The sequence below is a fragment of the Pseudomonas leptonychotis genome, from assembly GCF_004920405.1.
Lineage (GTDB): Bacteria > Pseudomonadota > Gammaproteobacteria > Pseudomonadales > Pseudomonadaceae > Aquipseudomonas > Aquipseudomonas leptonychotis.
Genome location: NZ_RFLV01000001.1, coordinates 2038390 through 2048837, shown reverse-complemented (window position 1 = coordinate 2048837; position 10448 = coordinate 2038390). Strand labels below are relative to the sequence as shown.

Sequence of the window (10448 nt, the reverse complement as noted above, 5' to 3'; positions counted from 1 at the left end):
CCCAAAACCCCTGACTTTGGCGGGCACGTTTTTTTCAGGGCGCATTATCGACATGTACCTGTTGCAGTAGTTGCAGGTTTTCCCCTGCCTGGCTGATGCTCAAGCTCAGATTGAGCAAGCCGGCCCGCTGAGTAGAGCCGGGGGCATATTCAAAACCGCTTTGGGCGCAATTTACGCTGCTGGCAACGGGTTGCGCGGCAGACCCTGAAGGCGGAGCCGCCGGGATTGCATTCAATAGTTGATTGTAGCTGTAGCGCACCAGCTGGCTGTTCTGGCAACGATAGCCAACAACCGTTTCCGCCAAATACAAGCGGCGCTGCGGCGAGGCAAACGCAAAGTCGAAGCTGCCTCCCGGCATACTGCCTAAGGCAATCAGACTTTCATTAGCAGGTGCTCCGCTAAGCAGGCTAAACGTGGTGCCCGTGAGCGTGATAACGCCAGGATTAAGCGGTGCCCATACATTGCCCCCGGGCACTGGATTACCCGCCGACTGGGCACCTGTGTTGTAAATCACCAGCCAACGTGCGCCCGCTGGGTTGAACGCAGGGTCCAGCACCTGCACAGTGTTACAACTCCCATCCACGTTACTGCTGCCGCAACTGCCCACGGCAGCGCTGGAAAATCGCAAGCCATCGCCGCCGATCCGGTTAGGTCGGTAACGCGCGGCACTGTGAATAAGCAGAAGCTCCATGGCCTGACCATCGGCCGACACACGCACGGAATTTGGAATGGCCAGCCGCACATCGCGAGTCATACGGCTCAACGCTCCGGCAGCCTGATCAACCAATACGGCACGCCGGCTCTGGTCAATAAAACTATTTAAGGGTCCCGACATCACCGTACTGACGAGCACTGCCACGGTGCCAGCCAAGGCAATCACAATCACCAACTCAACCAAGGTAAATGCATGGCTGCGCTTTAGGGACATTGATCGACTCCCGCCGCGTTCAGCTCGCCATAGCAGGTGCGATAACCGCTCAGCAACAGCGACTGATTACCCGGATCGGTGACCTGGACGTCAACCTGCATGGCCGCCACACCATTCCAGCTGGCCTGCGGTTGAACCGTGACATCAACCCGGTAATTTGCCAGCGCGGCAATCGCCACACCACGAGCATTGCGGGCACCGTTGTCACTTAGGCCACGGTAGTCACAGACATCATTAAACACATCACGGCTAGCCGGCACCGCTTGGCAAGCCGTCAGGGTGGCGGGGTCGAGATAGGGCAGGAGGAGGATTTCCTCCAGATAGGCTTCGGCAATCGTCAGGCTTTGTTGACGTAGCAGCGGATCGGCCGAACGCCCGGTAATAGAGGCCATAGCACTGTAAAGAGCGGCTGCAGCGATGCCAATAATCACAATGGTGAGCACCAGCTCAATCAGGGTCATGCCGCGCTGACGAGTCATTGCACCATTCCGGTTTCGCCCGCCACGTTGATGGTGAAGCTGCCAATAGCGGCACTGGCCGCACCGCCCAGCGGACGACCTTCGGAGTCGAATATTACGGGGAAATTAGTTGGCGAAACCGTTACGCCATTGGGTACTTGCAGGTTGGCGAAAGGGCTGGAGCCGTCGGGGCCAATCACCTCAAGGGTATAGGCACCCGAACTACAGTTAGCGGCCTGACGCAGGCGATAACCACCAGAGCTCAAGCTGACTTGGGTTAGGCAAGCGCTGGCCACGGCCAGCTTTTGCCCATAACGCACGGCGGCCAGACTTTCTTCGTAAAAAAGGCGCTCATCGAACACCTGCCGTTCGAAGAAGCGCGGCCCCACCACTGCCGCGAGGATGCCGGTGATCACAATCACCATAATCAACTCGACCAAGGTGAAGCCGCGCATTTTCATTGCTGCAATCAGCAGCCAGCGGTAGAGGCAGCTGTTGGCGCAACAATGACTGGAACCCCACCTGAAGCTGCAGCCGTGTAGGTAAAGGAGCATGTGGCTGGAGTTGGGGCACTGGCCACTCGAATGACCAGCGGGGCAGTATTGCCGCCACCCGTTGTATTGAACGATGCGGGGTCAAGCTGAGCGGCGGCGACAATGCCAGCAGTGGTCGCTGCGGGATAGAAGAAACGCATAGTTACATCCCCACCCTCTAGAGTAACCGAGGTATTTGCTGCAGTACCTTTAGCCAAGGCTACCGAATGCGCGATCGCAGAGGCGCTTCTAACCGAACCCAAAGCACCGTTAAGCGTGGCTATGCGAGCGTCTTGGCCTAAGTTGGCAAACCGTGGCAAGGCAAACGCCGCCAGGATACCCAGAATCACAATCACCATAATCAGTTCGATCAGGGTAAAACCGCTTTGTTGTTTTTTCATGGCTCTACTTCCTCACGGTATCAGTTGAAGACGTTAGCTACTTCGCCGGTGTTGGCGTTGTAGGTGATGGTGTCATCGGCACCATCCAACTGGTAGGTGTATGTACAAATAGTGGTGGCTGCGGTGGTGACATAGTCGACAGTGCCCGCAGCGGTACCCACGGACGGCGCCGAACCTTGCAGAATATTGGTAAACACCTCATTGCAGGTGGCCGGGCTCATGGCCGTAGTCGCCGCCGGGGTGCCCGCACTGTTGATACCAATCGGCCAGCCATTGGCATTGACGTCGACGTTGTTATTGCCGAAGCCTTGCAGGTCGATCTGGCAGTTACCGCCGGTGCACCCCTGAGTGCCACCATTACGGTTCAGCTCATACTGCGAGCGGACAAGCAGTACAGCAGAGGCGAGTGCCCCGGAGGTGCCACGAAGGGCAGCTTCATGCGCATCCTTGGTAGCATTCATAAAACGCGGCAGCGCCACGGCAGCGAGAACTCCAAGTATCACGATCACCACGATCAACTCGATCAGGGTAAAGCCTTTATTGTTCTTCATGCATTGTCCTCATTCACTTCAATAACCCGCCGCAGCCAACTCGTCGGCAGGAACTTCTGCAAGCTCCAAGGCAAAACCAGCACGCTGATAGTGTGACGCAGCTGGCAGGCTGCCGGGTACATCCACCAGCTGCCAAGCACGCAGCTCACGCTGCTCGTTTGCCCATTCATCGCTAAAGCGCTGGCGGTACAGCACCCAGGCGCGTTCGGGGAGCCAGTACCAACAACCGCGTTGCGGTTCTGCCGATGCGGCCAACTCGCCGCAGTAGTTGTCCTGCTGCCAGCGCAACAGCACAAATGGATTTGTGCTGCGCCACGCTTTATTCAACGCCTGATTCTTCGCCATCTGCTCGGCCACCAGATTGTTCAATCCAGTGACCAGGTGCTCATGGGTCGCATCCAGCGCTCGGCGCTCACTGACTTGGGCAATCTTCCAGCCAAGCGATATCACTAAGATAGACAATAAAAGCCATGTAAAAGCCCAACCTAGGCGCCGCGCTAAACGCACTCGGCCATCGATTTGATATTCACCTCTCACCCGCCCCCCTTAGCCGCTGAGGACAGCTCCCACATCGGCAGGAATACGCCAAGGGCAAGAATCAGTACCAGAATACCCATGGCCACGATCAGAATCGGCTCGATGGCGTCGGCCAATTGCTTGAGATCGTAATCCACTTCCTCTTCGTAAAAGTCCGCCACTTCGACAAACAGATCGTCGAGCGCGCCGGTCTCTTCGCCCACCGCGATCATCTGCAACACCAACGGGGTGAAAAGCCCACTGGCCGAGGCGGTGTTGGTTAACGCCTCACCCCGTTCCACCCCTTCGCGCATGCTCAGAATGGCCTGACCAATATAGCGGTTGCCCACCGTGGCGCTATTGATCGACAGGGTTTGCAGCAGCGGCACGCCAGCGCGGTACATCATCGCGAAGGTGCGGGTGAAACGGGCCAGCGCAATGCGCTCGAATACCCCGCCGACGATGGGCAGGCGCAGTTTGATCTGATCCCACTTGAGCGCACCTGCGTCGGTTTTTTTCCAGCGGAGAAAGCCGAAGATGGCGCCGACAAAGACAATCAGCATCAACCACCAGTAGTCCTGAAAGAACTGCGAGGTGCCAATCAAAATCCGCGTGGGCAATGGCAGTTCGGCGCGGAACTGCTCGAACACCTTGGAGAAGGCCGGGATCACAAACATGTTGATCACCACCAACGCCACCGCCATAGCTGACATCACGAACAATGGGTAACGGGTGGCCTGCTTGATGCGTTTGCGCGTCTCGCGCTCCATTTCTAGGTAGCCGGACAGCTGCTTGAACGCTTGGTCAAGCTGACCAGTGTTTTCGCCGACACTGACCATGCTGATAAACAGGGTGTTGAAGACTTTGGGGTGAGCATTGAGCGACACCGCCATGCTCATGCCGCTCTCCAGATCGGAGCGCACCTCGAACAACACTTCGCGGAAGAACTGATTGCGGTGCGACTCGGCCAAGCCGCCGATAGCACGAATGATCGGTACACCAGCCTTACTTAGGCTGTACATCTGCCGGCAGAAAATGATCAGCTCCTCCAGCTCGACCTTCTTACTGCGCAGCGCTTCTGTAATAAGCGCCATCACATCAACGCTTTCACCCTGAACCGCTTGTTCCTCGATCTGCAGCGGAATGATTTTTTCCGCCAGCAGTTCACTGGCCAGACTGTCGGCCGACGTGCTTTCGCGGCTGCCACTGACCTTGCCGCCTTGGGCGTCACGGCCGGTATAGCGGAACAGGCTCATGGCAATAACGCCCCACCAGCAACGTAGATTCTCGGCGACCTCGCAGGGTGGATCGGAGCGCGTAGCTGACGCTTCACCCATCCTTCAACTGTGATGGTGGATGAACAAGGCGTCATCCACCCTACACAGACTCTGTCGCTCGGATGTAATCCGGGGTGGCGGATTGCATCTGGGCTACGCAAAGGTGTCTGCATCAGACGGCCACCTCATCGGTCAGGGTGGCACAGACTTTCAGCACCTCCTCGATACTGGTCACTCCGGCTAATGCGTAGTCCAGGGCGCAGGCGGCCAAAGGTCGATAGCTGGCGCTGGCCTGGGCTGCTTCGGCAAAGCCTTGCGGGTCATTGCGGCGCAGCGCAGCAATCATGCCTTCATCCAACTCCAGCAGCTCATAGACGCCGAGGCGTCCTGAATAGCCGGTGTTATGGCAACGGTGGCAGCCGCGCCCGTGCTTGAAGGTACGCCCTGCCAGAGATTTACCGTAGAGCTGCTCCAGCCAAGCCAGCTGACGCGGCTCGGGGTGGTGTTCTTCCATGCAGTTCTCGCATACCCGGCGCACCAGCCGCTGGGCCAGCACGGCGTTGAGAGCCGTGGCCACGAGGAAGGGCTCGGCGCCCATGTCGACCAGGCGCATGGCTGAGCTTAGGGAGTCGTTGGTGTGCAGGGTCGACAGCACCAAGTGACCGGTGAGAGCAGCGCGCAAGCCAATCTCTGCGGTTTCCTGATCACGCATCTCACCGATCAGCACAATGTCCGGGTCTTGGCGCAGGGCAGCACGTAGCACGCGGGCGAAGCTCAGGTCGATCTTGGCGTTCACCTGAACCTGGTTGACGCGCGGCAGGCGGTATTCCACCGGGTCTTCCACGGTGATGATTTTCTTTTCTGGGCTGTTCAGCTCGGCTAGCCCGGCATACAGCGTGGTGGTCTTACCCGAACCGGTGGGGCCGGTGACCAGCACCAGGCCATATGGGCGCTGCAGTAAGCGGCGAAAACGCGCCAGCATGTCAGGCGGCATTCCGCTGGCGTCGAGGTTGGCAACGCCGCCGCTTTGATCAAGCAAACGCATCACCACTGACTCGCCAAATTGCACCGGCATGGTCGAGACCCGCACATCGATCGGGCGTCCCTTGACGCGAATATTGAACCGGCCGTCCTGAGGCAGGCGTTTTTCGGAAATATCCAGACCGGACATGATTTTCAAGCGCATCACTAACGCCGACGCGACCCGCGCCTCTTTCATCACCTGCTCGTTAAGCACGCCGTCGATACGCTGGCGAATACGCACCAGGCCTTCGTCGGGTTCAATGTGAATGTCCGAGGCTTTCATCTGCACCGCATCTTCAAACAAGGTTTGCAGCAGGCGCACCACCGGCGCTTCGGTGTTGCTGTCGGCTCCCAGCTTGGACAGGTCGAAGTCGCTGTCCTTAAGGTCGCCTTCAAGCTCACCGGCAATCGAGGCAATTTCGCTGGTGCGTCGATACACGGTTTCTAGGGTTTCCAGCAATTCCGCCTCACGCACCACCGCGGGCTGCACCCGCACTTTGAGAATGCGGTCCATCTCATCCAGCGCGAACAGGTCCAGCGGGTCAGACATACCGACCAACAAGCCGCCGCCTTCACGCGACAACACCAAGGCGCGAAAACGCCGGGCCATGGCTTCCGGGAGCAACTGAATCAGCTCCTGGTTGAATTTGAAGTGTTTGAGGTCGACGAATGGAATTTTCATCTGCTCGGACAACGCAGTCAGCAGGCGGCCTTCGTCGACAAAGCCCATGTCGACCACGGTGCGCCCCAGCTTGGAGCCCGTGCGCTTTTGATCCTGCAGCGCCAATTGCAGCTGGGCATCGCTGAGCAACCCGGCTTGAATCAGCAGATCACCGAGACGAACCTTGCGCTGGCGAACATCTTCCTGACTCATCACTGCCTCCCCAAAATGTTGCCGCGCTCACTGGCGAAACGCCTTGCGCTGTCATCCAGGCCCACCCCCTGCAAAGCCAGGCGGTAGTGCCGCCCGGCTTGAGCGGGCTGATCAAGTTGTTCTAAAGCAATGCCCAAACCCAGCTGCCACGTCGCTTGAGTGGGGCGCAGGGCAATCATTTGCCGGTATAAGTCAGCACTCATTTGCCACTGCTCGGTTTGCTGATAGGCAGCTGCAAGCAGCGCAAAGTAATTCGGTTCCTGCTCAAGACGGGGCGGGGACTGCTCAAGCGTCGCAACAGCGGCACGCGCATCACCGGCTTGGAGTTGCGAGCGCGCCAACAGCAAACGCAGCTCACTGTCATAAGGAAGCTGCACTAACTGCTCTGGCAGCCAACTGAGCAAGCGCTGCTGATCACCGGCGGCGAGATAGGCCCGCGCTAACCAACGCAGTACTTGCGGATCCCGGCTACGGGTTTTCTGTAAGGCTTCCAGCTCAGCAATGGCGCGAGCAGTATCGCCGCGCTGCAAGGCTTGCCGGGCCAGTTCCAAACCATCCGGACGATGCGCTTCGATCTTGACCTGAGGCGGGCCACTGGGCAGCGCCACAGCAGCCAGTTCAGCTGCCGGCTCTATTGGAACAGGGGATGCAACGTCACTCGCCAAGGGCGCACTCACCCAGGCTGGCAATGTCGGCTCAAGCATGCTGGGCGCATTTTCAGCAGCTGGCAGATCCTGCAATGCCTCAACAGGCGCTAAGGTGCTCGATGGCATGGTTAACGGCACCTCAATCCACAGCATCCAACGGTCACCGGCAACTTCCAAGCGGTCGCTTACTTCCAGACTGTCACCCAGCCCCACCAATAGAACCTGAACATCCGCACCTTTGTTCTCGACCCGCCAGGACATACTGCGACCATCACGCTGCACGCGACCCTGCTGCAGCTCGCCAGGTAGCTGCACAGCCTTCAGGCGTAAACTGACCGCACCACTTTCTTCACTGCGCTGATACGACACTGAGCGGTCGAGCAGAAGCTGCAAAACCAGGCCTCGTGAATCGTGCTGCGGTAAAACATCAAGAATTTTCGCATGCGGCACAACAGCAAGCGGTTGTTCGACGGGCTTAGCAACAGTGGCCAAGGTCGGCACGCCCTTGACCACCCAACCGATCATTAAAACGACCAGTAGGGCGATTACAATCACCGCTACAAACCAGATGGAACCACGGCGTAAGCGCTCGAAGCGGTCGCGACGGGCGGCGGCTATTTCATCTACGGAATAAAGGCCGTCAAGTTGCACGCGCTCAGTAGGGGCTGCACGGCGGGCTTCTAGGTCACGCAGCATATCGTTGACCAGGCTCACGGCAGTAACTCCCGCCAGCGTTCCAGCCAGGGCCAGGCACCGATAATCAACATGATGGACACAATACCTGCAGCCACTCCCCAACCCATGCGGTGCGAACGCAGCCGCAAAAAGGGAAACGCGCTTTCGGTGTCCCGCTGTGCACGCTTTACATGTCGACTACGGACTTGTCGCACGCCCTCACCGAACGCCACCATCAGTGCTTTGTTCGCCAAGATATTCAGCAGCCGCGGAATACCCCCACTACCCTGCACCAATTGCCGCACCGCCGCCGGCGCGAATAACGGCTCACCACGGTAGCCGGCGACGGCCAGACGCTCATTGAGGTAGCGAGTGGTATCACTCACATCCAGCGCGCGGAGCTGATAGGAAAAGGTAATTCGCTGCAGCAACTGGCGAAATTCGGGCCGTGTCAGCGTTGCATCCAGTTCCGGCTGACCAAATAAAACCACCTGTAAAAGTTTGCTCTGTTCGGTTTCCAGATTGGTCAGCAAGCGCAGCGACTCAAGCGTCTCAGCGGGCAGCGCCTGGGCCTCATCAATGAGTACCACGGTGCTTTTGCCGGCAGCGCCAAGCTCAATCAGCCGATGATGCAGTTTGTCCAAAACCCCCTGAGCATCCAGCAATTCAATCCCGGTAATGCTTAATTCGCGGGCCAATGCTTGGCGCAGACCCTCCGGACTCATGCACGGGTTAGGCAGGTAGGCCAGCTGGTAAGATGAATCGTCTAGTTGATTAAGCAAGGCGCGGCACAACAGGGTTTTACCGGTGCCGACCTCGCCGGTAACTTTAATGAAGCCTTCGCCCTCACCCAGCGCCACGCGCAGCAGATTAAGGCACGCCTGATACGGTGCCAGCTGCACCAAAAAGCCGGTATTGGGGGTCAGCGAGAAGGGCCTTTCGCGCAGACCGAAAAAAGCTTCATACATCGGCCTATCTCAACTCTTTGAATGTTTGCGCGCTCTTGCGCAGCTCATTCAACCACACCTCATCATTGACCACTTGCGGCCGCATCAGGATCACCAGCTCGCTTTGCTGCAGCGATTTGCGCTGCTGTTGGAACAAACTGCCAATGATCGGCAGACGGCTGGCCCAAGGTATGTTGGCATCGGTATTTTCGTTGTTGTTCTGCAGCAGACCACCAATCACCACCACCTGACCGCTACGCGCTCGCACAATCGAGTCAGACTGGCGCGTGGTAGACAGCGCCAGGGGCAAATTGAAGACATTGTCCTCTCCCAGGGTGATGACCTTGTTCTGGTCGCGCACTCGGCTAACCGTAGGCCTTACGTGAAGGGTGACGGTATCGTTCTGATCGATCTGCGGGGTGACATCCAGGGAAATCCCGGAGAAAAACGGCGTCAGGGTAATATCCTGAGTCGGCTCACTGACACCGCCTACGGCGCTGGTAGTGGAACTGGTAGAAGATACGTCGGTGACAAAGAATTCATCCGTACCGACCTTAATCACCGCTTTCTGATTATTGAGCGTTGATATTCGCGGGCTGGACAACACGCGGACCTCGCCCTGGGTTTCCAGTAGCTCAATCAGACCGGTGAAATCGCCTATGCTCAGAGCCATACCAAACACACCGTTGACACCGGTTGGCCCACTCAATGCCGCGCTGCCGAGTGAAGTACTCACGTCCCCACCCAACTGATCCCAACTGATACCCGCCTGGAAACCATCGGACAGCTGCACCTCCAGAATCTTGGTTTCCAGAATCACCTGACGCTGCAAATTGGCCTGCGCCTGCTCAAGAAACCGAGCAACGTCTTCCTGTGCGGCAGTGTTGGCACGTACCACCAACAAGCTGGCCTGAGGATTGATCATCACGCTGCTGTTGGTGTCACCCCCAACAATCATCTCAACAACCAAACGCACTTCACTCCAGAAGTCGACATTACTGGTGGTGCTGACCTGACTGGCATTTAGGGTCGACACCGAGTTCCCCGAGCTGCCAGCCGTGTTCGAGGCGCCCGAATTACTGTTGTTATTACTTTCCACCTGTCCCGAACTGACCCGCGTATCGGTTTGCCCCATACGCTGCAGGTTGAGGTAGTTAAGGTCATAACTGCGGGTGATTACCTTGTTGGGTAGTATCTGATAGCCATAACTGGTGCGGCGGTAGTCATAGCCATAACTGTCCCGAACCGCAGCCAGTACCTCGTCAAGCGTGACGCGGCGCAAGCTAAAGGTGATGTTGCCCGCAACTTCCGGGTGCACCACTAGGTTCTGCCCAGCGCCCTCCATCAGGCTGAGGAAAAAATCATGAGCGGGCATGTCCTTGGCCGCCACATCAAAACGCGGGCCACTGGCATAACTACTGGTAATAGGTGGCAGCAACGCCGCCTGCACAGCTTTTGGCGGTGCAACCTTACCCTCGACCTGAGCCTGCTTAAGGCTTTCATCAAGCAGCTTGTTGCTTTGCTCGTAGAGCTGCTTATCACCATCGGTAAAGGTCTGGCAGGCGCTCAGCAGGCAGGCCAGGCTCAGCAGGCAGGCGCTGGGCAGAAATCTGATCAT

At 57.8% G+C, this 10448-nt stretch carries 11 protein-coding genes; all 11 read right to left on the bottom strand.

Features of this window, described 5'->3' with window-relative positions; translation table 11 throughout:
- Positions 1-34 precede the first annotated feature (34 nt).
- Positions 35-928, bottom strand: a complete 894-nt coding sequence (locus D8779_RS09485; RefSeq protein WP_136664161.1) for a PulJ/GspJ family protein — start codon at positions 926-928, stop codon at positions 35-37.
- Positions 919-1407: a prepilin-type N-terminal cleavage/methylation domain-containing protein gene (locus D8779_RS09480; protein WP_136664160.1), complete on the bottom strand. Its 489-nt coding sequence runs from the start codon at positions 1405-1407 to the stop codon at positions 919-921. Before D8779_RS09480 ends, D8779_RS09485 begins: the two co-directional genes overlap by 10 nt.
- Positions 1404-1847 carry a prepilin-type N-terminal cleavage/methylation domain-containing protein gene (locus tag D8779_RS09475; RefSeq protein ID WP_136664159.1) on the bottom strand — a complete coding sequence of 148 codons (444 nt, stop codon included), beginning with the start codon at positions 1845-1847 and terminating at the stop codon, positions 1404-1406. The genes D8779_RS09480 and D8779_RS09475 overlap by 4 nt, the downstream gene beginning before the upstream one ends.
- 8 nt (positions 1848-1855) lie before the next feature.
- Positions 1856-2320, bottom strand: coding sequence for a type II secretion system protein (locus tag D8779_RS20925; RefSeq protein WP_136664158.1), 465 nt, complete (start codon positions 2318-2320; stop codon positions 1856-1858).
- A gap of 20 nt (positions 2321-2340) precedes the next feature.
- A complete protein-coding gene (locus D8779_RS20920) occupies positions 2341-2871 on the bottom strand; it encodes a prepilin-type N-terminal cleavage/methylation domain-containing protein (protein ID WP_136664157.1) in 531 nt (176 codons plus the stop codon).
- Between the two features lie 18 nt (positions 2872-2889).
- The gene (locus D8779_RS09460; protein WP_136664156.1) at positions 2890-3333 is read right to left on the bottom strand and encodes a hypothetical protein; all 444 of its coding nucleotides are present in this window, start codon (positions 3331-3333) and stop codon (positions 2890-2892) included.
- Positions 3334-3404: 71 nt separating this feature from the next.
- Positions 3405-4643 (bottom strand): type II secretion system F family protein, encoded by a 1239-nt coding sequence (locus D8779_RS09455; RefSeq protein WP_136664155.1) that lies wholly within the window; start codon positions 4641-4643, stop codon positions 3405-3407.
- Positions 4644-4836: 193 nt separating this feature from the next.
- The gene (locus D8779_RS09450) at positions 4837-6561 is read right to left on the bottom strand and encodes a GspE/PulE family protein (protein ID WP_136664154.1); all 1725 of its coding nucleotides are present in this window, start codon (positions 6559-6561) and stop codon (positions 4837-4839) included.
- A complete protein-coding gene (locus D8779_RS09445) occupies positions 6561-7922 on the bottom strand; it encodes a tetratricopeptide repeat protein (protein WP_136664153.1) in 1362 nt (453 codons plus the stop codon). The genes D8779_RS09450 and D8779_RS09445 overlap by 1 nt, the downstream gene beginning before the upstream one ends.
- Positions 7919-8851, bottom strand: a complete 933-nt coding sequence (locus tag D8779_RS09440; RefSeq protein ID WP_136664152.1) for an ExeA family protein — start codon at positions 8849-8851, stop codon at positions 7919-7921. Before D8779_RS09440 ends, D8779_RS09445 begins: the two co-directional genes overlap by 4 nt.
- 4 nt (positions 8852-8855) lie before the next feature.
- Entirely contained in the window at positions 8856-10448 is a 1593-nt protein-coding gene (locus tag D8779_RS09435) for a pilus (MSHA type) biogenesis protein MshL (RefSeq protein WP_240789702.1), read from the bottom strand.

Coding starts and splice junctions, on each gene's coding strand:
- D8779_RS09480 (WP_136664160.1), bottom strand. CDS start 1,407: ATGACTCGTCAGCGCGGCATGACCCTGATTGAGCTGGTGCTCACCATT.
- D8779_RS20920 (WP_136664157.1), bottom strand. CDS start 2,871: ATGAAGAACAATAAAGGCTTTACCCTGATCGAGTTGATCGTGGTGATC.
- D8779_RS09475 (WP_136664159.1), bottom strand. CDS start 1,847: ATGAAAATGCGCGGCTTCACCTTGGTCGAGTTGATTATGGTGATTGTG.
- D8779_RS09455 (WP_136664155.1), bottom strand. CDS start 4,643: ATGAGCCTGTTCCGCTATACCGGCCGTGACGCCCAAGGCGGCAAGGTC.
- D8779_RS09440 (WP_136664152.1), bottom strand. CDS start 8,851: ATGTATGAAGCTTTTTTCGGTCTGCGCGAAAGGCCCTTCTCGCTGACC.
- D8779_RS09485 (WP_136664161.1), bottom strand. CDS start 928: ATGTCCCTAAAGCGCAGCCATGCATTTACCTTGGTTGAGTTGGTGATT.
- D8779_RS09450 (WP_136664154.1), bottom strand. CDS start 6,561: ATGAGTCAGGAAGATGTTCGCCAGCGCAAGGTTCGTCTCGGTGATCTG.
- D8779_RS09435 (WP_240789702.1), bottom strand. CDS start 10,448: ATGATCAGATTTCTGCCCAGCGCCTGCCTGCTGAGCCTGGCCTGCCTG.
- D8779_RS20925 (WP_136664158.1), bottom strand. CDS start 2,320: ATGAAAAAACAACAAAGCGGTTTTACCCTGATCGAACTGATTATGGTG.